At 70.7% G+C, this 21069-nt stretch carries 18 protein-coding genes and 1 pseudogene; 8 read left to right on the top strand and 11 right to left on the bottom strand.

The features are described 5' to 3' along the window. Positions 1–111: 111 nt before the first annotated feature. The 3 genes from mctP to CW362_RS37925 form a co-directional block, all read right to left on the bottom strand. Positions 112–1722 (bottom strand): monocarboxylate uptake permease MctP, encoded by a 1611-nt coding sequence (gene mctP, locus CW362_RS37935; RefSeq protein ID WP_103554147.1) that lies wholly within the window; start codon positions 1720–1722, stop codon positions 112–114. Beyond that, positions 1719–1982 (bottom strand): DUF3311 domain-containing protein, encoded by a 264-nt coding sequence (locus CW362_RS37930; RefSeq protein WP_103554146.1) that lies wholly within the window; start codon positions 1980–1982, stop codon positions 1719–1721. Before CW362_RS37930 ends, mctP begins: the two co-directional genes overlap by 4 nt. 164 nt (positions 1983–2146) lie before the next feature. Then, entirely contained in the window at positions 2147–2911 is a 765-nt protein-coding gene (locus CW362_RS37925; protein WP_103554145.1) for a GntR family transcriptional regulator, read from the bottom strand. Positions 2912–3349: 438 nt separating this feature from the next. On the opposite strand from CW362_RS37925, the gene CW362_RS37920 reads away from it, so the two are divergent. The 4 genes from CW362_RS37920 to CW362_RS37905 all read left to right on the top strand — a co-directional run bounded on the left by CW362_RS37920 (position 3350) and on the right by CW362_RS37905 (position 8272). Continuing rightward, entirely contained in the window at positions 3350–4633 is a 1284-nt protein-coding gene (locus CW362_RS37920) for an extracellular solute-binding protein (RefSeq protein ID WP_103554144.1), read from the top strand. 145 nt (positions 4634–4778) lie between these two features. Next, positions 4779–5768 carry a carbohydrate ABC transporter permease gene (locus tag CW362_RS37915; protein ID WP_103554143.1) on the top strand — a complete coding sequence of 330 codons (990 nt, stop codon included), beginning with the start codon at positions 4779–4781 and terminating at the stop codon, positions 5766–5768. Continuing rightward, positions 5765–6640: a carbohydrate ABC transporter permease gene (locus CW362_RS37910; protein WP_103554142.1), complete on the top strand. Its 876-nt coding sequence runs from the start codon at positions 5765–5767 to the stop codon at positions 6638–6640. Before CW362_RS37915 ends, CW362_RS37910 begins: the two co-directional genes overlap by 4 nt. A gap of 9 nt (positions 6641–6649) precedes the next feature. Continuing rightward, positions 6650–8272, top strand: a complete 1623-nt coding sequence (locus tag CW362_RS37905; protein WP_103554141.1) for a glycoside hydrolase family 3 protein — start codon at positions 6650–6652, stop codon at positions 8270–8272. Between the two features lie 431 nt (positions 8273–8703). Here CW362_RS37905 and nagB read toward each other — a convergent pair whose 3' ends face one another. Continuing rightward, a complete protein-coding gene (gene nagB, locus CW362_RS37900; protein ID WP_103554140.1) occupies positions 8704–9489 on the bottom strand; it encodes a glucosamine-6-phosphate deaminase in 786 nt (261 codons plus the stop codon). Between the two features lie 601 nt (positions 9490–10090). On the opposite strand from nagB, the gene CW362_RS37895 reads away from it, so the two are divergent. Continuing rightward, complete coding sequence (locus tag CW362_RS37895; RefSeq protein ID WP_103554139.1) at positions 10091–11566, top strand: PAS domain-containing sensor histidine kinase; 1476 nt, start codon at positions 10091–10093, stop codon at positions 11564–11566. A gap of 248 nt (positions 11567–11814) precedes the next feature. On the opposite strand, the gene CW362_RS37890 is transcribed toward CW362_RS37895, so the two are convergent. After that, the gene (locus CW362_RS37890; RefSeq protein ID WP_006380970.1) at positions 11815–12072 is read right to left on the bottom strand and encodes a WhiB family transcriptional regulator; all 258 of its coding nucleotides are present in this window, start codon (positions 12070–12072) and stop codon (positions 11815–11817) included. A 318-nt stretch (positions 12073–12390) separates the two neighbouring features. Further along, positions 12391–13359, bottom strand: a complete 969-nt coding sequence (locus tag CW362_RS37885; protein ID WP_103554138.1) for a diacylglycerol/lipid kinase family protein — start codon at positions 13357–13359, stop codon at positions 12391–12393. A gap of 170 nt (positions 13360–13529) precedes the next feature. Here CW362_RS37885 and CW362_RS37880 point away from each other — a divergent pair, with 170 nt between their 5' ends. After that, positions 13530–13982, top strand: coding sequence for a hypothetical protein (locus tag CW362_RS37880; RefSeq protein WP_103554137.1), 453 nt, complete (start codon positions 13530–13532; stop codon positions 13980–13982). Between the two features lie 7 nt (positions 13983–13989). On the opposite strand, the gene CW362_RS37875 is transcribed toward CW362_RS37880, so the two are convergent. From CW362_RS37875 to CW362_RS37865, 3 genes and pseudogenes are all read right to left on the bottom strand, one after another. Further along, on the bottom strand, positions 13990–15135 hold the full coding sequence (locus tag CW362_RS37875) for an RNA polymerase sigma factor SigF (RefSeq protein ID WP_103554136.1): 1146 nt from the start codon (positions 15133–15135) through the stop codon (positions 13990–13992). Then, on the bottom strand, positions 15132–15545 hold the full coding sequence (locus CW362_RS37870) for an ATP-binding protein (RefSeq protein ID WP_103554148.1): 414 nt from the start codon (positions 15543–15545) through the stop codon (positions 15132–15134). Before CW362_RS37870 ends, CW362_RS37875 begins: the two co-directional genes overlap by 4 nt. A 284-nt stretch (positions 15546–15829) precedes the next feature. Then, a pseudogene (locus CW362_RS37865) lies at positions 15830–16089 on the bottom strand (UBP-type zinc finger domain-containing protein). A gap of 62 nt (positions 16090–16151) precedes the next feature. Here CW362_RS37865 and CW362_RS37860 point away from each other — a divergent pair. Next, positions 16152–17747, top strand: coding sequence for a Na+/H+ antiporter (locus CW362_RS37860; protein ID WP_103554135.1), 1596 nt, complete (start codon positions 16152–16154; stop codon positions 17745–17747). Here CW362_RS37860 and CW362_RS37855 read toward each other — a convergent pair. Further along, complete coding sequence (locus CW362_RS37855; protein WP_103554134.1) at positions 17729–18679, bottom strand: 1-aminocyclopropane-1-carboxylate deaminase/D-cysteine desulfhydrase; 951 nt, start codon at positions 18677–18679, stop codon at positions 17729–17731. The two genes, CW362_RS37860 and CW362_RS37855, sit on opposite strands and share 19 nt — an antisense overlap. Before the next feature lie 516 nt (positions 18680–19195). Continuing rightward, the gene (locus CW362_RS37850) at positions 19196–19786 is read right to left on the bottom strand and encodes an N-acetylmuramoyl-L-alanine amidase (protein ID WP_103554133.1); all 591 of its coding nucleotides are present in this window, start codon (positions 19784–19786) and stop codon (positions 19196–19198) included. Between the two features lie 260 nt (positions 19787–20046). Here CW362_RS37850 and CW362_RS37845 point away from each other — a divergent pair. Next, positions 20047–21069 (top strand): family 2B encapsulin nanocompartment shell protein (locus CW362_RS37845; RefSeq protein WP_103554132.1); only part of this gene is annotated, 1023 nt, incomplete at its 3' end.

Here is a 21069-nt window from a genome sequence, read left to right as displayed (position 1 = left end):
GGATCACCCGAGTACACCCAGTACGCGGGCGACCCTCCGCCTTGCGATGCACCGCACCAGACGCCGCGAGCCCCGCCCTCCGGGCGGACGACGCTACTTTCGAAACACGCCCTAGTGGCTCGCCTCCGCCGTGGCGGGCGGGAGCTCGGTCTCGACCCCCGGGTCGCCCGCGTCGGCCGTGTAGTCCCCGGGCGAGGTCTCGTCCACGCCCTCCGGGGCCTTGAACGCCCTGAGGGCGAAGGTGAGGACGACGGCCACGGCCACGTTCAGGACGAACGCCGTCAGGCCGATGTAGCCGATCTCCCCGATGCCGGGGATCTCCTTCGAACTGCCGCCGAAGTGCTTCTGGGTCGGCGAGGCCACCCCGTAGGCGGCGATCGTGCCGTAGAGCATGCCGACCGCCCAGCCGCCCAGCAGCGCCCAGCGGTGGAACCAGCGGGTGAACAGCCCGCCGACCAGCGAGGGGAAGGTCTGGAGGATCCAGATGCCGCCCAGCAGCTGGAAGTTGATCGCGACGGTCTTGTCCATGGTCAGGACGAAGACCAGCGCGCCCACCTTCACCAGGAGCGAGACCAGCTTGGAGACCTTGGTCTCCTGCCGCGGGGTGGCGGCCGGGTTGATGAAGTCCTTGTAGATGTTGCGGGTGAAGAGGTTCGCGGCCGCGATCGACATGATGGCCGCCGGGACGAGCGCGCCGATGCCGATGGCGGCGAAGGCGACGCCCGCGAACCAGTCGGGGAACATGTTCTCGAAGAGCTGGGGGATCGCGAGCTGGCCGTTGGTGACCTTCACCCCGGCCGCGATCGCCATGAACCCGAGCAGGGCGAGCAGGCCCAGCATCAGCGAGTACAGCGGCAGGATCGTGGTGTTGCGGCGGATCACCTCCCGGCTGCGGCCGGACAGCGTCGCGGTGACCGAGTGCGGGTACATGAACAGCGCCAGTGCCGAGCCGAGCGCGAGGGTGGCGTACGTCCACTGGCCCGCCTCGGCGGGGACGAGCCCGCCGGCGCCCGCGGCCGTGTACTTGGCGCTCGCCGCCTTGAAGATCTCGTCGAAGCCGCCCAGTTTGATCGGGATGTAGATGACGGCCACCGCGATCACGATGTAGATCAGGGTGTCCTTCACGAACGCGATCAGAGCGGGGGCCCGCAGACCCGAGGAGTAGGTGTACGCGGCCAGCACGCCGAAGGCGATGAGGAGCGGCAGGTCCTTGACGAACCAGTTGGTGCTGTCGCCGCCGCCCACGCCCATCACGTCCAGGACGGCCTGGATGCCGACGAGTTGGAGCGCGATGTAGGGCATGGTGGCGAGGATGCCGGTGACGGCCACGGCGAGGGACAGGCCCTTGGAGCCGAAGCGTCCGCGCACGAAGTCCGAGGTCGTCACATAGCCGTGCCGGTGGGAGACCGACCACAGGCGGGGCAGGAAGGTGAAGATCAGCGGGTAGACCAGGATCGTGTACGGCACGGCGAAGAAGCCGGCCGCGCCCGCTGCGTAGATCGCCGCGGGCACGGCGACGAAGGTGTACGCCGTGTAGAGGTCGCCGCCGAGCAGGAACCAGGTCACCCAGGTGCCGAAGGACCGTCCGCCCAGGCCCCATTCGTCGAGGGTGTGCTCGTCGGCGGCCCTGCGCCAGCGCGCGGCCAGGAAGCCCATGACCGTGACGGCCAGGAAGAAGAAGACGAAGACGCCGAGGGCGACGCCGTTCACACCGTCCTTCATGCGTCCGCACCCTCCTTCGCCGAGGTGCGGGCCCGCTGGTCACGGCGCCACAGCTGGTACGCGACCACCGTGAGCAGCGTCGAGAGGGGCACCCACAGCAACTGGTACCAGTAGAAGAACGGGATGCCGATGAACGCCGGGTCGGTCTTCGTGTAGGAGCCGACCCACAGCATCGCCACGAAGGGCGCGAGCAGGCACAGGCCGATCACCACACGAACCGGTGTCACCACCGGGGGTTTCACTTCGGGCAGGTCTGACACAGGTCGTCTCCGTCCCCTCATAGATCACCTGGGTAACGCGCGCAGGCAATCTAGGGGACGGTCCGGCTTTAGGGAACCACCCCTGCGGGGACGGCGGACGGGGAGCGTTCCTGCCCGGGCGCACGCGCCCCCGGGCAGGAGTGCGACCCCTCGGGGGGTACGGCTCAGTCCTGGGGGCGCTTGAGGCGGGCGACGAACTTGTACCGGTCGCCCCGGTAGACCGACCGCACCCACTCCACCGGCTCGCCCTGCCGGTCGAGCGAGTGGCGGGAGAGCATCAGCATGGGCAGGCCCACGTCGGTGCCGAGCAGTCCGGCCTCGCGCGGGGTCGCCAGCGAGGTCTCGATGGTCTCCTCGGCCTCGGCGAGGTGGACGTCGTACACCTCGGCGAGCGCGGTGTAGAGAGAGGTGTACTTGACCAGCGACCTGCGCAGGGCGGGGAAACGCTTGGCGGACAGGTGGGTCGTCTCGATGGCCATCGGCTCGCCGCTCGCGAGGCGCAGCCGCTCGATGCGCAGCACCCGGCCGCCGGCCGAGATGTCGAGCAGCCCGGCGAGGGCGTCGTCGGCCGTGATGTAGCCGATGTCCAGCAGCTGCGAGGTGGGTTCGAGGCCCTGGGCGCGCATGTCCTCGGTGTACGAGGTCAGTTGGAGCGCCTGGGAGACCTTCGGCTTGGCGACGAAGGTGCCCTTGCCCTGGATGCGTTCGAGCCGGCCCTCGACGACCAGCTCCTGAAGGGCCTGCCGCACCGTGGTGCGCGAGGTGTCGAACTCGGCGGCGAGGGTCCGCTCGGGCGGCACCGGTGTGCCGGGCGGCAGTGTCTCCGTCATGTCGAGCAGGTGCTTCTTGAGACGGTAGTACTTGGGCACGCGCGCGGTACGGATGGGCGCCCCACCCTCGTTCTCCGCACTGCTGACGTCGGTGCTCATGCTCTGCCTTCCCGGCTCCGGATGCCGAAGCGACCGCCATGTCGTCGGCCACGGCTCACATCGTGGCACGGCTTGTTGTGCGTGTGTCCTCCGCACGCTCCGTGATCCCCTCTATATACCGTCGGCGTACCCGTTGGTCTAGTCCATCGCGCGCGAGTGGTGGCGCGGGAGCCGGCGCGGGCGGCCCGGTGACGGCTTCCCTGCAGGTCGTGAACGGGGCCGTAATTTGTACCGCTTGGCTACTTAAAGGTCCTTGCATATGTAGGTCCCATAACGGCCGACTGGACGGGCTTACACACCCTTGACACCCCCCTAGGTCTAGGCCAAGCTCCGGGTACTGGTCTACACCATTGGTCCAGTCCCGGCCCCACGGGCGGTACACGGCGTATGTCACCGCGGGGGAGCAGGGGGGTTTGTGGCATCCCTGAGGAGGGTGGCGTGAAGCGCAAGCTGATAGCCGCGATCGGTATCGCGGGCATGATGTTCTCCGTCGCGGCGTGCGGGAACGACGACAAGTCCGGGGGGTCGGACAAGGGCGCGGACGCCAAGGAGCTGACGGTCTGGCTCACGGTCGACGCGCAGAACAACTGGCCCGATCTGGTCAAGCAGGCCGACGCGGCGATCGAGGCGAAGCACTCGGGCATCAAGATCAAGCACGAGTACTACGGCTGGCCGGACAAGAACACCAAGCTCGACGCGGTCCTCGCCACCGACAAGGCGCCGGACGTGGTCGAGATGGGCAACTCCGAGATGCTCGGCTACATGGTCAAGGGCGCCTTCGCTCCCCTCGACGCGTCGAAGTTCGAGAACTCCGCCACCTGGCTGGACGGCCTCAAGGAGTCCGTGACCTACGACGGCAAGACCTACGGCGTGCCGTACTACGCCGGTGGCCGCGTCGGCAACTGGCGCAAGGACGTCGCCGCCTCGGCCGGCGTGAAGAGCACGCCGAAGACGTACAAGGAGCTCCTCTCCGACCTGGACAAGATCCAGAAGAAGGAGGGCGCCAAGTTCAGCGCCTGGTACCAGCCCACCCGTGACTGGTACGCGGCCATGTCCTTCGTCTACGACGCCGGCGGCTCCATCGCGAAGGAGGAGGGCGGCACCTGGAAGGCCAACCTCTCCTCGCCCGAGTCGATCAAGGGCCTCACCGAGTTCAAGAACATCGTCGACAAGTACATGCACGGCGACAAGACCAAGGACGAGTCCGACCGTTACATCGTCTACGGTCAGGGCAAGTCCGGCATGATCTTCGGTGCCGCCTGGGAGGGCGCGACCGCAGAGGACCCGAAGAGCGACAAGACCGGCAAGCTCAAGGGCAACCTCGAGAACTTCGTGATGCCCGGCCCGTCCGGCAAGAACATCCCGGTCTTCCTGGGCGGCTCCGACCTCGCCGTCCCGGTGAAGTCGAAGGCGCAGGCCGTCGCCGCCGAGTGGATCAACGCGTTCACCGGCGCCAAGGGCCAGAAGGGCCTGATGGCCAAGGGCAACCTGCCCAACAACAAGGCCGACCTCGTCAGCCTGCAGAGCGACCCGAAGACGGCCGTCCCGGCCACCGCCGCCGAGTCCAGCTGGTTCGTCCCGATGGCGCCGGGCTGGGGCCAGGTCGAGAAGGCCCAGACCCTCCAGACCATGCTGCAGGCCATCGGCACCGGCAAGAAGTCCGTCGCGGACGCCGCGAAGGAAGCGGACGCCGCGATCGACAAGGTCATCAACACCAAGTGACCTGAGAGCAGGGCCCCGTCGGTCCTCCGCCACGGAGGGACGGGGCCCTGCCTCCCGTACGGCCCGGCCGGGGCACCGCCCCCTGACGCCCGGCCGTGCGGGCCTTCGCTTTCGTACGACCTGAGGGACCGCTGAGGAGCGCGCGATGAGTGCCGCAGACACGACCACCCCCGCCAAGGTGCCGCCGCCGCGGCAGGCACCGCCACCGGCCGCCGCGGTGAAGGCGCCACGCGCCGGGCGGAGACCGGGTACGGCGGCGGCCCCCTGGGCCCTGCTCGCCCCGTGCCTGCTGATCCTCGTGGTGGTCCTCGGCTACCCCATGGTGCGCCTGGTCACGCTCTCCTTCCAGAAGTTCGGGCAGTCCCAGCTCTGGGGCTTCCAGCCGCCGGAGTCCGTCGGCTTCGACAACTTCGAGGGCGTGCTCTCGGACGACGAGTTCTGGCAGGTGGTCGTCAGGACCGTCCTGTTCGCCGGCGGGGCCGTCGTCTTCACGATGGTCGTCGGCATGCTGATCGCACTGCTCCTCCAGCGGGTCTCCGGCTGGGTGAAGACACTCATCAACATCGTGCTGGTGGCCAGCTGGGGCATGCCCATCATCGTGGCCACCACCGTCTTCAAGTGGCTCTTCGACTCCGACTACGGCGTCTTCAACGCGCTGCTCAGCAAGCTCCCCGGCGTCGACATGATCGGCCACAACTGGTTCGCCAGCGGGACCCAGGGCCTGAGCGTGATCATGCTCCTGGTCGTCTGGGGCGCGGTGCCCTTCGTGGTCATCACCCTCAGCGCCGGACTCACCCAGGTCCCCGCCGAGCTGGAGGAGGCCGCACGGCTCGACGGCGCGGGTTCCTGGGGCGTCTTCCGTCACGTCACCCTGCCGATCCTCAAGCCCGTCATCGTCATGCTGACGACCCTCTCCGTCATCTGGGACATGGGCGTCTTCCCGCAGGTCTTCGTCATGCGGGGCGGTCACCCGGAGGCGGAGTTCCAGCTCCTCACCACGTACTCGTACGACCGCGCCTTCGTCGTCAACGACTACGCGCAGGGGTCGGCGATCGCCGTGCTGACCGTGCTGCTCCTCCTCGGCGTGGTCGCCGTGTACATGCGTCAGATGCTGCAGATCGGAGAGGTCGAATGAGTGCCGTCGCCACGTCCGGGCGTACGTCCGCCACGGGGCGGAAGTCCTCCGGCCCCCGCAAGTCCAAGCTCGGCTGGAACCTGCTCGGCCTGTTCGTCTTCCTCGTCGCGGGCTTCCCCGTCTACTGGATGCTCAACACGGCGATCAAGCCCGCCAAGGACGCCATCGACCCCGACCCGAGCCTGCTCCCCACCGGCTTCACGCTCGACAACTTCCGCCGGGCGCTGGACATCGCCGACTTCTGGGGCCCGGTGGGCCGCAGCCTGGTCGTCTCCCTCTCGGTGGTCCTGATCGGCATCGTGGTCGGGATGCTGGCCGCGCTGGCCATCTCCCGCTTCGCCTTCCGCGGCCGCAAGATCGTGATCGTCGGCATCCTCGCGGTCCAGATGGTCCCGCTGGTCGCCATGATCATCCCGGTCTTCCTGCTGCTGAACGACCTGCACCAGTACGACAAGCTTTCCGGCCTGATCCTCACGTACCTGACCTTCATCCTCCCCTTCACGGTGTGGACGCTGCGCGGCTTCATCGTCAACATCCCGAAGGAGCTGGAGGAGGCGGCCATGGTCGACGGATGCAGCCGCACCGGCGCCTTCATCCGCGTGGTCTTCCCGCTGCTGGCCCCCGGCATGGTCGCGACGTCCGTCTACGCCTTCATCCAGGCCTGGAACGAGTACCTCTACGCCCTCATGCTGCTCAGCCAGCAGAACCAGACGGCCACCGTCTGGCTGGGCAACTTCACCACCAAGCACGGCACCGAGTACGCCCCGATGATGGCCGGAGCCACCATGATGGCCGTGCCGATCGTCGTCCTGTTCCTCCTCGTCCAGCGCAAGATGGCCGCGGGTCTGACCGCGGGCGCCGTGAAGGGATAACGCCACCCGATGACGACATTCGCCAGCGGTACCACCGCGTCCAATGCGCGGGACGGCCTGACGCGCGACGCCCTCACCGTGCTCCAGCCCGGTTTCACCGGGACCACGGCTCCGGACTGGCTGCTGCGCCGCCTCGGGGAAGGCCTCGCCTCCGTCGGCCTGTTCGGCCGCAACATCGCCTCGCCCGAGCAACTGGCCGCCCTGACGGCCCAGCTGCGCGCCGAACGCGAGGACGTCCTGGTCGCCATCGACGAGGAGGGCGGCGACGTCACCCGCCTGGAGGTGCGCACCGGCTCGTCCTTCCCGGGCAACCACGCGCTGGGCGCCGTCGACGACGTGGCGCTCACCGAACAGGTCGCCCTCGAACTCGGCCGCAGGCTGGCCGCGTGCGGGGTGAACCTCAACTGGGCGCCGTCCGCCGACGTGAACTCCAACCCCGCCAACCCGGTCATCGGCGTACGGTCCTTCGGCGCCGACACCGGTCTGGTGGCCCGGCACACGGCCGCCTACGTCACCGGCCTCCAGGCCGCCGGCGTCGCCGCCTGCACCAAGCACTTCCCGGGCCACGGGGACACCGCGGTGGACTCCCACCACGCCCTGCCGCGCATCGACGCGGACCTGTCGGTCCTCCAGTCCCGCGAACTCGTCCCCTTCCGGGCCGCCATCGCCGCGGGCAGCCGTGCCGTGATGAGCGCGCACATCCTCGTCCCGGCCCTGGACCCGGACCGCCCGGCCACCCTCTCCCGCCGCATCCTCACGGGCCTGCTGCGCGAGGAGCTCGGCTACGAAGGGCTCATCGTCACCGACGGCATGGAGATGCAGGCCATCGCGGCGACGTACGGCATCGAGCGGGGCAGCGTGCTGGCCATCGCGGCCGGGGCGGACGCCATCTGCGTCGGCGGCGGACTGGCGGACGACGACACGGTGCGTCGCCTCCGCGACGCCCTGGTCTCCGCGGTCCGCTCCGGCGAGCTCTCCGAGGAACGCCTCGCGGACGCGGCGAACCGGGTGCGGGCGCTGGCCGAGTGGACGGCGGCGACCGGCTCCCGCACGAATGGCTTGAACGGCTCGAACGTCTCGAACAGCTCCGGCGGTACGGACGGTGCGAGTGGTACGGGTGGTGTGCGCGGTACGAGTGTCACCGGCGGTGTGAACGGTACAGGAGGTGCGGGCGGTCCGGACGGAGCCGTCGATGTGGGCATGGTCGCCGCCCGGCGCGCGCTGACCGTGACCCGTTCCGCGTCGTACGCCCCGCTCACCGAGGCTCCCTACGTCGCCGCGTTCACCCCGGTCGCGAACATCGCCGTCGGTGACGAGACCCCCTGGGGCGTGGCGGCGGAGCTGGTCCGGCTGCTTCCCGGCACCGAGACCGGCAGCTTCACCGGCGAGGACGCGGGCTCCTCGGCCCTCGCGGCCGCCGGCGGGCGGCCCCTCGTCGCGGTGGTCCGCGACGAACACCGCCACCCCTGGATGGCGGCCGCCCTCGACACCCTGCTCGCCTCCCGCCCCGACACCGTCGTGGTCGAGATGGGCGTCCCGCAGTCGGCTCCCCGGGGTGCCCTGCACATCGCCACCCACGGCGCGGCACGGGTGTGCGGCCGAGCGGCGGCGGAGGTCATCGCGGGCGCGTAGTGCACCGGCCCCCGGGCCTCCGGGCCTGACCCCCGGAGGCCCGGGGCACCGGCTTCACACCCCCGACCCCCGACACCACCCCCACGAACCCCGCCTCCGGCCCCCGCCTCCGGCCCCCGCTTCCGGCCTCCGCCTCCGGCTCCCGGTCTCCGGACCTCGCCTCCGGTCTCCGGCCTCCGGTCTCCGGGCCCCGGCCTCTGGTCCTGGTCCCGGGCTTCCGGTCCTGGCCCCGCCAGGAGGCTGGACCCGAGCACCGGTCCCAGCCCCCGCCTCCGGGGCTCGGCTTCCTGCGGTGGTGGGCCAGGCGCAGGGCACCGGCTTCGGGCGCTCGGGAGCCGGTGCCGGGCCGTCACGCACCGGTGCCGGGCACTCCCTCGGGAGTGCCCGGCACCGGTCTGTCTCCGTGGCGCGCCGCGCCGGGGCCGCCGTCCCTAGATGCCCTGCCAGTCCGGCTTGGCGGCGAACGTCTGGCGGAAGTAGTCGCCGAGCTTCAGCTTGGACGCGGCGGCGTCGTCGACGACCACCGTCGCGTGCGGGTGCAGTTGCAGCGCCGACGCCGGGCAGACCGCCGCGACCGGCCCCTCGACCGTCGCCGCCACGGCGTCCGCCTTGCCCTCGCCGGTCGCGAGCAGCACCAGGTGCCGGGCCTCCAGGATCGTGCCGATGCCCTGGGTGATGACGTGGTGCGGCACCTGCTCGATGTCGCCGTCGAAGAACCGCGCGTTGTCCACCCGGGTCTGCTCGGTCAGCGTCTTGATCCGGGTCCGCGAGGCGAGCGAGGAGCACGGTTCGTTGAACCCGATGTGCCCGTCCGTCCCGATCCCCAGCAGCTGGAGGTCGACTCCGCCGGCCACCGCCAGCGCCCTGTCGTACTCCTCGCACGCGGCCTGGACGTCCGCCGCCGTGCCGTCGGGCCCCATGAACGCGTCCATGCCGATGCCCAGCGGCTCCAGCACCTCGCGCCGCAGCACGGAGCGGTAGGACTCGGGGTGCTCGGCCGGCAGCCCCACGTACTCGTCGAGCTGCGCGATGCGCGCACCCGAGGTGTCCACGGCACCGGAACCCACCCGGGCCGCCAGTGCCGCGTAGATGGGCAGCGGCGTCGAGCCGGTGGCCACGCCGAGGAGTGCGTCGGGCTTGCGCCTGAGCAGTTCCGCCATGGCCTCGGCGATCAGCTCGCCGCCCGCCTCGGCGTCCGGGACGATGACAACTTCCACGCTGGGCCTGCCGATCTGGAGAGGGGACTCAGGAACGCATCCGAATCCGAAGGGGGACACATGTGGTATAGACCAATCTAGCAGAGCGTCGCCCTTCCGTCGCCCCGGCTCGGGATGCGTCGCGACGTGGACCGCGGGAGCCGCCCGGCCCGCCCGGTCCGTCGGTTCCTCCTGCCCGTGAACGGAGGCGGGATGGTCTGACGGGCGCTCCTGGTGTTGGATGAGCGGACGACGAAGAAACGAGGAACGGCCGCGGGCGCGCGGGACGCGTCGACGGACGCGGCTGCGGACGCATGGACGGGGCACCATGGTCTAGTCCACAATGCTCTGAGAAACTGAATGAGCCTCCGTCTTCCCCGCACAGGAAGACGGATCGAGGAACCGGCGCTCTCTGCCCTGACTGCTCCGGCTCCTCTCTTCGGCCGACCGGGACCGCACACCCCACGGCCGTTGTTGCTCCGGGCTGCGGTGCCGGGAGGGTTGAGGGTCCCTCCCAGGCGCCGCGGCCCGCGGGTGTTTCCGGGGCCGTGCGGCGCTCCCGGAGCCCCGGACGCGCGGCCGATTTCGGGACCTGTCGGATCCTCCGGGTACGCTCGCACACGTGCCCTCCATGAACGACCTCGTACGCCAGCACACAGCCCTCGACGACTCCGATCTCGAGTGGCTGCATCTGCTGGTCTCGGAGTGGCAGCTGCTCTCCGACCTCTCCTTCGCCGACCTCGTCCTGTGGGTTCCCACGCGCGACGGCACCCGTTACGTCTCGGTGGCCCAGATGCGCCCCAACACCGGGCCCACCTCGTACCAGGACGACATGGTCGGCCATCTGGTCCCGCGCGGCCGCCGGCCCCTGCTGGACGCGGCGCTCGACGAGGGCCGGATCGTGCGCGAGGGCGATCCCGAATGGCGCGAGGAGGTGCCGGTCCGTGTCGAGTCCATTCCGGTACGGCGTGAGGGCCGCGTCCTCGGCGTCATCGCGCGCAACACCAACCTGCTCACCGTGCGCACCCCGAGCCGCCTCGAACTGACGTATCTGCAGAGCGCCTCCGACCTCGCGCAGATGATCGCGGCGGGCACCTTCCCGTTCCCCGACCAGCAGGTCGACATGGACGCCTCGCCGCGTGTCGGCGACGGACTGATCCGCCTCGACGCGGACGGCATCGTCCAGTACGCCTCGCCGAACGCGATCTCCGCGTACCACCGCATCGGGCTGGCCTCCGACCTGGTGGGCCACAACCTCGGCACCACGACCGCCGAACTCGCCCCGTCCCGGGGCCCGGTGGACGAGGCGCTGTCGAAGGTCGCCAGCGGCTGGGCGCCCCGCGAGTTCGAGATCGAGAGCGCCGACGGGGTGATCCAGCTCCGGGCGATCCCGCTCAAGCCCAAGGGCACCCGGGTCGGTTCCCTGGTCCTGCTCCGCGACGTCACCGAACTGCGCCGCCGCGAACGCGAATTGATCACCAAGGACGCCACCATCCGGGAGATCCACCACCGGGTGAAGAACAACCTCCAGACGGTGGCGGCCCTGCTGCGGCTACAGGCCCGCCGCATCGAGTCGGACCGGGGCCGGGAAGCCCTGGAGGAGGCCGTGCGCCGGGTCGGTTCGATCGCGATCGTGCACGAGACGCTCTCCCAGAACCTGGACGAGAGGGTGGAGTTCGACGAGATCGCCGACCGGGTGCTCGCCATGGTCGCCGAGATCTCGCCCGGCAAGGTCACCGGCCGGCGCACCGGGCGCTTCGGCATCCTGGACGCCGAGGTCGCGACCCCGCTCTCCATGGTCCTCACCGAGGTCCTGCAGAACGCGCTGGAGCACGGCTTCCGTGAGGGCGACCGGGGAACCGTCGAGGTCTCCGCCGTGCGCGGCGGCACCTCCAGGGAGGCCCGACTGCTGGTCACCGTGCAGGACGACGGGGTCGGACTGCCCGAGGGCTTCGACCCGCACCGCTCGGGGAACCTCGGCCTGCAGATCGTGCGGACGCTGGTGGAGGGCGAGTTGGGCGGCAGCTTCGACATGGTGGCCGCTCCGGAGCGCGGCACCCAGGTGCTCCTGGACATCCCGGTGGTCGTGCCCAAGTGACCGGCCCGCGCGGCACGCACGGGCCGCACGAGCGGCCCCGGGCAGGGGCGGCCGGCACCCGGGGAGGCCGGTCACTCACGGTGACCGGTTCCGGACGCGAACAGCAATGAGCCCCGGACCACCAGGTGGTCCGGGGCTGAAAGCTCGTTGCATCAAGCGCATCGGGGTACTGCGCGCTGCGGCTCGGGGGCGGGAGTTGCGTACTCGCTGTACGCGCCGCCAAGCTCAGGCTCGTGCGGGGTGGAACGTCAGGCGGTGGCCTGACGAGCTCGGTTGCGGGCGGCACGGCGCTTCATTGCGCGGCGCTCGTCCTCGCTGAGGCCACCCCAGACGCCGGAGTCCTGGCCGGACTCGAGCGCCCACTGCAGGCACTGCTCCATGACGGGGCAGCGGCGGCAGACGGCCTTGGCTTCCTCGATCTGCAGCAGCGCAGGACCGGTGTTGCCGATGGGGAAGAAGAGCTCGGGGTCTTCCTCGCGGCAAACGGCGTTGTGACGCCAGTCCATGGCTGCTACCTCTCCTTGGTATTACATGCACGTTGCTTGTGAATGTGAACGCTTTCACGAATCCCTCAACAAGTGAAGGGCCGACAACCAGACGGACTGGTGTGGTCCTTGAAATGAGGAGGGGTTCCGGTGCTCTGTGGGGCCGATGTTTGCGGGCCGTCCCGAGCGCCACGTAGAGACTCGCAAACCTCAGCGGCGGATACAACCCCTTCCGGAAAGTTTTTTTTGATTCCTCGGTGTCGGCTGAGTCACAGCCGTACTTCCATGGGGTGGACCGTGGTCTAAACGTTCGAGTGAAAGGAGTTTGGCCCCTTCCACTCACACAATCACACGCAGTGCACGGCGTACGCCTGTGAACGTCACGCTCGTACGCAGTCCCAGATGGTCGCCGTCCATCTGAAGGGGGAGCGGCACCTTCGAATGCAAGGTGAACTCGGTCAGGTCATGCAGAGTGACGGCGTGCTTGCCCTGGGGTCCACGCTCGGGGGACGAAGTGAGCAACTGGGTGGCATACCGGGCGACCGCGGGCGTCGACATGCGGCTGAGCGCGAGTACGTCGAGCCCGGTATCGAACGAAGCCTTAGGTGCCGCGTACACCGGACGATTGCCGAGAAACGTCCACGGCGAGGTGTTGCAGATGATGGACAGGACCAGATCGGTGACCGGGTCGGCGCCGGGGCGCTCCAGGGTGATCATTCCGTGCCGGCGGTGAGGATCGTCCAGAAACTGCCGCAGTACTTGGCGGAGATACAGCGCATGCGTGGAGCGCCGACCGAGTTCGCGCTGCTGTTCGACCCGGCCCACCACTCCCGCGTCGAAGCCGAGACCGGCGCAGAAGGTGAACCAGCGGGAGGGGACGGACTCGTCCTCGGTGCCGGGAGTCCCCGCGGCGATACCGAGGCCGACCGTGCGCTCGCGCTCCTCGCGCAGCGCGTCCAGCAGGGCGCCGGTCGCCTCCACGGCGTCGTTCGGCAGTCCGAGGGCGCGGGCGAAGACGTTGGTGGAGCCGCCGGGGACCACGGCGAGGCCCGGGAGGCGTTCGGGGTCGGGGCCCCGGTGCAGCAGACCGTTCACGACCTCGTTGACCGTGCCGTCCCCGCCGAGGGCCACGACCAGGTCTATGTCGTCGCTGTCCGCGGCCTGCCGGCCGAGGTCCCGGGCGTGCCCGCGGTACTCGGTCATGACCACTTCGAGTTTCATCTCGCTGGCCAGCGCGTGGATCAAGACGTCACGCGTACGCGCACTGGTGGTGGTTGCCGCCGGATTGACCACGAGAAGTGCACGCATGCGATGCAGCTTACTTACTGGGTGGTACTCGTCCCAGACCGAGGTAGGGATCCAGTAAGAGTCCGCAGGTGGCGCCGGTGTGCGGAATCGGCCCGGCGCGACGTCCGTGGCCGTGCGGTTCCCGGCCCCGGGGCATCCGGGCGCCCGGGAGCGACGGCTACTCTTCGGGGGTGAGCCGTGAGCAGAATCCCACTCCCGACGCCCCCCACCCCGACCCCCGCCCCGGGCGGCTGACCGCCGCCGCGGCGCTGGCCGCGCTGGAGGGGACCGCCCTCGTGGCGGGCGGTGTCTGCGTCCTCGTCCTCGGTCTCACCGGCGACCCCGACAACCGGCAGCAGGCCGTCACCGGCGGCGTCACGCTGATCGCGCTCGCGCTGCTGCCGCTGCTCGCCGCACGCGGACTGCTGCTGCGGCGCGGCTGGAGCCGGGGTCCCGCGCTCATCACCCAGATCATGGCGCTGCCCGTCGCCTACACCCTGCTCCAGGCCGACAGCGTCGCGATCCCGGCCGGCATCGCCCTCGCGGTCGTCGCGGTGGCGGCCCTGGTGCTGCTGGTGAACCCGGCGACGACACGGGCCCTCGGAATCCGAGGGCCCGGCGGCGACGCGCACGACGAGGAGTAGCGGGGGCTCACTCCTCCACGAGGAGCTTCTCCCGCAGCTGGGCCAGGGTGCGGGCCAGCAGTCGCGAGACGTGCATCTGGGAGATGCCGACCTCCTGCGCGATCTGCGACTGCGTCATGTTGCCGAAGAAGCGCAGGAGCAGGATCCGCTTCTCCCGCGGGGGCAGGTCCTCCAGGAGCGGCTTCAGCGACTCGCGGTACTCGACGCCCTCCAGCGCCTCGTCCTCGGCGCCCAGGGTGTCCGCGACCGCCGGGGACTCGTCGTCCGTGTCGGGGACGTCCAGGGACAGCGTGGAGTACGCGTTGGCGGACTCCAGGCCCTCCAGGACCTCCTCCTCCGAGATGGCCAGCTTCTCGGCCAGCTCGTGGACCGTCGGGGAGCGCCCGTGCAGCTGCGAGAGCTCCGCGGTCGCCGTGGTCAGCGCGAGGCGCAGCTCCTGCAACCGGCGCGGGACGCGCACCGCCCAGCCCTTGTCGCGGAAGTGCCGCTTGATCTCGCCGACCACCGTCGGCGTCGCGTACGTCGAGAACTCGACCCCGCGCTCCGGGTCGAACCGGTCGACCGACTTGATCAGCCCGATCGTCGCGACCTGGGTCAGGTCGTCCAGCGGCTCACCGCGGTTGCGGAAGCGGCGGGCCAGGTGCTCGACGAGCGGCAGATGCATGCGGACCAGCTGATTGCGCAGCTCCGCGTACTCGGCGCTGCCGTCCTGCAGCTTGCGCAGCTCGACGAACATGGCCCGCGCCCCGCTGCGGTCCTGCGGGTCGTGCTGGATGTGCCGGTCGTTCGGCTCGTGCCGCGCGCCCTGCGCGTCCTGCTCGGTGTTCCGCTCGTGCCGCGCGCCCTGCGCGTCCTGTTCCGCGTTCCGCTCGTGCTCGCTCATAGTCCCGCCCGTCACCATTTCCCGAGCTCGAGGCTCTTCCCCCGTGTCCTCGGCCGCGCTCGGACCGGGGGGACCTCCCCGGACGGGGAAGGCTCCCGGCTGCGCCGTCGCCGAGGAGACGCCGATCTCCGGATGCGGCCGGGCCTGTTCGGGGATGCCGTCGACGCCGTCCGCCGTGTGCCGCGGCCCGCCCGGACCGTCGGCGCGCTCCGCGGGAGGCTCCCGTGTGCCGCGCTCTTCGTCCCGCACCGGCCCGTCCCCGTTCCTCACGCCGGCCCGGGTCCCGCGCCGCGTTGTTTGTAGAGGCTGATCGCAACGGTCTTGTCCTCGGCGACGCTGGAGTCGACCTTGCCCGCGAGGGCGGACAGGACGGTCCAGGCGAAGGTGTCACGTGACGGAGCGTGACCGTCGGTGGTCGGCGCCGAGACCGTGACCTCCAGTGAGTCGTCGATCAGCCGGAAGACACAACTGAGCACCGAACCGGGGACGGCCTGCTGCAACAGGATCGCGCACGCCTCGTCCACCGCGATGCGCAGGTCCTCGATCTCGTCGAGGGTGAAGTCCAAACGGGCCGCCAGCCCGGCCGTGGCCGTGCGCAGTACCGACAGGTAGGCACCCGCGGCCGGCAGCCGGACTTCCACGAAGTCCTTCGTCGCGGGCTCGCCTGCGATCTGGGACACCCTCACCTCCATGGTGGTACAAGCTCGTTCGAGCTCTATCGGGGGCCGAGGGTCGCCCCCCGGGGTAACGCGCTACGTCGTTCTGCGGTGACGCTACCGCGCTCCCGACTTTCCTGTCCTGGGGACCCCGCCCCTTGCTGTCACTCATAGTAAGCCTACGAGTACGGACAGTGGCTAGAGGTCTGCGGCCCCAAATAGGAAGAGCGCGCGCCGGGTTGACGTACCCAGGCGTCAGACGGTCGAACCGTCCGGATCGTGAGTCACGCGCGTACGTGATCCACGGCTCAGACGAGTACGTGGTCCACGAAACACCAACGCCAGCTCTCCCCCTGCTCGAAGGTGCGCATGATCGGATGTCCGGTGTCGTCGTGGTGGGCCGAGGCGTGCCGCAGCGGTGAGGAGTCGCAGCAGGCGAGATGCCCGCACTCCAGACACAGCCGGAGCTGCACCGGGTGGGTACCGGCGGCCACACACTCCAGGCAGGTCTCGCTCCCGGGGCGGGTTCGGGCTGCGGCAGCGCGTCGGCGTGCGTGCACTGTTTCATGATTGCCAGGTTACGTCGGGCGTGCGGGAAACCGCGTGGAAAAAGAGGGCGGGCGAAGGACGATGGACGTGTTGCCACTGCTGTTGCTGGTCGCGGGGAGCGCTGCGGTCGCCGGGGCCGCCCGCCGCACCCCGGTCCCGGCGCCCCTGCTGATCGTCGCCGTGGCCCTGGCGGTCTCGTACGTCCCCGGGGTGCCCGCGTACGAACTCGACCCCGACGTCGTCCTCCCGCTGGTGCTGCCCCCGCTGCTGTACACGGCGGCCACCGACAGTTCCTACCTCGACCTGAGGGCCCAGCTGAGACCTGTCGCGCTGCTGTCGGTCGGGTACGTCCTGTTCGCGACCCTCGTGGTCGGCTGGGCCGCGTATCTGCTCGTACCGGGCCTGCCGCTGCCCGCGGCCCTGGTCCTCGGCGCCGTGGTCGCGCCGCCGGACGCGGTGGCCGCGACGGCCGTGGCGCGCCGGGTCGGACTGCCCTCACGGATCACCACGATCCTCCAGGGCGAGTCCCTGGTGAACGACGCGACCGCGATCACCGCCTACAGGGTGGCCCTCGCCGCGGCGGTCGGCGAGGGCGCGACCTGGGCGGGCGGCATCGGCGAGTTCCTGCTCGCGTCGGTCGGCGGGGTGGTCGTCGGGCTCGTGCTGATGATTCCCATCCACTGGCTGCGGACCCACATGAACGAGGCGCTCCTGCAGAACACCCTCTCCCTGCTGATCCCCTTCGTCGCCTACGGCATCGCCGAGCAGTTCCACGCCTCCGGGGTGCTCGCGGTGGTCGTCGTCGCCCTCTACCTCGGACACCGCTCCTGGGAGGTGGACTTCGCGACCCGGCTCCAGGAGGAGGCGGTGTGGAAGATGGTCGCCTTCGTCCTGGAGTCCGCGGTGTTCGCGCTGATCGGACTCCAGTTGCCGGTCGTCCTCAAGGGCCTCGGCGCCTACGAGGGCACGACCGCCGCCTGGTACGCGATCGCCCTCTTCCTCGTCGTCGTCGCGACCCGCTTCGTGTGGGTGTTCCCCGCCGCCTTCCTGCCCCGCATCCTGTCGGCGCGCATCCGTGAACGCGAGGAGAATCCCACCTGGAAGGGGCCGTTCATCATCAGCTGGGCCGGCATGCGCGGTGTCGTCTCGCTCGCCATCGCCTTCTCGATCCCGCTCACCGTGGACGGCGGCGACGCCTTCCCCGAGCGCAACCTGATCCTCTTCCTGACCTTCACCACCGTCATCGGCACCCTGGTCGTGCAGGGCCTGACCCTGCCCCCGCTCATCCGGATGCTGAAACTGCCCGGACGCGACCCGCAGGCCGAGACGCTCGCCGAGGCCAACGCCCAGGCACAGGCCTCCCGTGCCGCCGAGGAGCGCCTCGACGAACTCCTCGCCGACGAGCGCAACGCCCTGCCCCCGCCGCTCGCCGAGCGTCTGCGCACGGTCATGGAGCGGCGCCGCAACGCCGTCTGGGAGCGGCTCGGCGCGGTCAACCCGGTCACCGGCGAGACCGCGGACGACACCTACCGCCGCCTGTCCCGCGAGATGATCGGCACCGAGCGCGACGTCTTCGTCAAGCTGCGCGACCACCGCTACATCGACGACGAGATGCTGCGCACGCTGCTGCGCCGGCTGGACCTGGAGGAGGCCGCGGCCTACCGGGAGGCGGCCTGAGGCCGGGGCGCGGCGGCGGGGAACGGTGCCCCGGTGATCACCGCCGCCACCGTCGTGCCGCGCGGGAACGCCCCCTCATCGGCGAGGGCGACAAGTCCGTAGAGCATCTTGGCGACATAGAGACGTTCGACGGGCAGCCCGTGCCGCCGCTCGAAGTCCTCGGCGAAGGCGTCGAGTTCGGTGGTGGTGCGGGCGTAGCCGCCGAAGTGGAAGCGGTCGTCGAGGGACCAGTCCCCGCGGCGGGCGCCGAACGCGGCCGTCTGGAGGGCCGCCGTGTCGGCGTCGAGGAAGCCGCCGCGCAGGACCGGAACGCCCAGGGCGCGCCGGCCGGGACCGAGGCCGGCGGCCATTCCGGCGAGGGTGCCGCCGGTGCCGCAGGCGAGGGCGGCCACGTCGACGCCGTCCGCGTCCCGCAGTTCCTCGCCGAGCGCGCGGCAGCCGCGTACGGCGAGGACGTTGCTGCCGCCCTCCGGCACCACGTACGCGTCCTCGGCGCCCGCCGCGCGCAGGATCCCGGCCAGCGTCCGGGGTTCCGTCTTGTACCGGTACGTCGATCTGTCGACGAAGTGGAGGCGCATGCCGTCGGCCGCGCAGCGGGCCAGTGAGGGGTTGAGGGGGCGGTCGGCCAGTTCCTGGCCGCGGACCACGCCCAGCGTGGGCAGACCGAGCAGACGGCCCGCGGCGGCGGTGGCGCGCAGATGGTTCGAGTACGCCCCGCCGAAGGTGAGAAGGGTGCGGCCGGCCGCCGCTTCGAGGTTCGGCGTCAGCTTGCGCCACTTGTTGCCGATCAGCTCCGGGTGGATCAGATCGTCCCTCTTCAGCACCAGCCGGACCCCGCGCCGCTCGAACCGGGGGTCCACGGCCTCCACCAGGGGCGACGGGAGCCGCGGAGGAGTGCCGCCGGGGCCGGCCGGGGCGTCGGTACGGGTCACGCGTCCATTGTCGGACACCTGTCCGGAGCCGACCGGCCCGGGGGCCCGGCGGCCGGCCGGACGTCCGGTCTCCTGCGGGCGGTCGGGCGCGAGGCCCGGGGGCGGCCGCCCCGGGCCGGGGAAAGGCCCGGCGCGGGCTCGACCGGTGGTCGGGCGCGGGGCTCAGCGGGTGACCGGACGCGCGGGGTCCGGCGGACGGCCGGGCGCGGGGTCCGGAGGCGTCCGGAAGCCCGGCTCCGGGAGAGGCTCGGTGCGGGGCTCTACCGGCGGCTGGGCGTGGAGGTCCGGCGGGCGGCCGGAGGCCCGGTCCTGGGAGAGGCCCGGTGCGGGGACCGGCCGGTGGCCGGGCGCGGGGCCGGCGGGTGGTCGGGCGCGGGGCCGGCGGGTGGTCGGGCGCGGGGCCGGCGGGTGGTCGGGCGCCCGGTCCGGGCGGCGCCGGGGGGCGGAGGCCTGTGGCGTGGGCCGTCCGCTCCCGGCGGTCGCTCCGGCTGTCCGGGCCGGGCCCCGGGGCTCAGCTCACTTCAGCAGTTCGCGCACGCGTCCCCGCAGGGAGTTCATCGTGAACCCCCGTGGGTCCACCTTCCCCGGCTGCCACTCCAGGTGACCGATGACCGAACGCTCCGTCCAGCCGTGGAACCGGCAGATCGCGGCGCAGACCTTGGCGATGGCGTCCAGCTGGACCTCGGGCCACGGGTCCTTGCCGTCGCCGAGGTTCTCGCACTCGAAGCCGTAGAAGTGACGGTTGCCGTCGGTGTTCGCCTCGTTGTCGTGCGGCAGCGCCCTCTCGGCGATCACCGCGCGCAGCACGTCGTCGTCGCCGAGCCCCGCGTGGTTGGCGCGGCCGTAGCCGACCATGTGGACGACGCCGTCCTTGGTGATGACCCCGTGGCACAGCGGTCCGGGCAGGTCCTCGCGGCCCTCGCGGCAGAGCCCGACCGTGAGCGCGCCGCCCGAGGTCACCGTGTGATGGATCATCACCCCGTGCACCGGCCCCCACGGTCCCTTGTGGTTGCGGTTGTGATGCTCCCAGTCGCCGACCTCGACGACACGGACGCCTTCGTCCCTGATCCGGTCCAGGAAACTGCCCGCGGACATGGGCGATGCCATGGCCGACTCCTTCGCGCTGTACGCCGGCCACCCTGCCGTGGCCGTTCTGGTACCGCAGCTTCTATATCCGGCCAGGTGGCCGGACCCAGCCGTTCGCACAGCGTGCGAGCCGATCCGGTCAGCCCCGGGGAAGCGAAACCGCCCCTCCTTGCCCAGGTCCGGAGCGGTCCATTCCCCCTCATTCGTGTAATGGCATCGACACGCTCCGTGATGGAAGGCTTGGCCGTGAAGATCAGTGCACGACCGGGAGGGCAATTTTCATGTCGGTAGGCGAAGAGGTCCGCGCGGAGCAGGGCCGTCCGCAGCAGAGCCTTGGCACATCAGCCGCGCGGAACCTGGCCACCACCACCAAGTCCGCGCCGCAGATGCAGGAGATCAGCTCGCGGTGGCTGCTGCGCACGCTTCCATGGGTGAACGTGCAGGGTGGCACGTACCGCGTGAACCGGCGGCTCAGCTACTCCGTGGGCGACGGCCGCGTGACGTTCGTCAAGACCGGCGACCGCGTCCAGGTCATCCCCGCGGAGCTCGGAGAACTGTCCGTGCTGCGGTCGTACGAGGACCACGAGGTGCTGGGCGAGCTCGCCCAGCGGTGCCAGCAGCGGGAGTTCGCCCCCGGGGAGGTGCTGGCCTCGTTCGGCAGCCGGTCCGAAGAGGTGTTCCTCCTGGCGCACGGCAAGGTCGAGAAGATCGGCACCGGTCCCTACGGCGACGACGCGGTGCTCGGTGTCCTCGCCGACGGCGCGTACTTCGGGGAGCAGTCGCTCATCGACCCGGAGGCCATCTGGGAGTACACGGCCCGCGCGGTGACGGCGGTGACCGCGCTCGTGCTGCCCCGCCGGGACCTCGAACAGGTGGCGGAGCGCTGCGAGTCCCTGGGTGAGCACCTCCAGGAGCTGCGCGCGATTCCGGCGCAGCGCACCAACAAGTACGGCGAGAAGGAGATCGACCTCTCGGCCGGCCACACCGGTGAGCAGGACATCCCGGGCACCTTCGTGGACTACGAGGCCAGCCCGCGCGAGTACGAACTGAGCATCGCCCAGACCGTCCTGCGGCTGCACACCCGCGTGGCCGACCTCTACAACCAGCCGATGAACCAGACCGAGCAGCAGCTGCGGCTCACCGTGGAGGCGCTGAAGGAGCGCCAGGAGCACGAGCTCGTCAACAACCGCGAGTTCGGCCTGCTCAACAACTGCGAGTACGACCAGCGGCTCCAGCCGCACGACGGCGTGCCGAGCCCGGACGACATGGACGAACTGCTCAGTCGCCGCCGCGGCACCAAGCTC

Origin of the sequence: Streptomyces populi (assembly GCF_002911015.1) — a bacterium.
Lineage (GTDB): Bacteria > Actinomycetota > Actinomycetes > Streptomycetales > Streptomycetaceae > Streptomyces > Streptomyces populi.
Note: the sequence above shows the minus strand (reverse complement) of the source record. Positions and strands in the feature narration are given on the sequence as shown.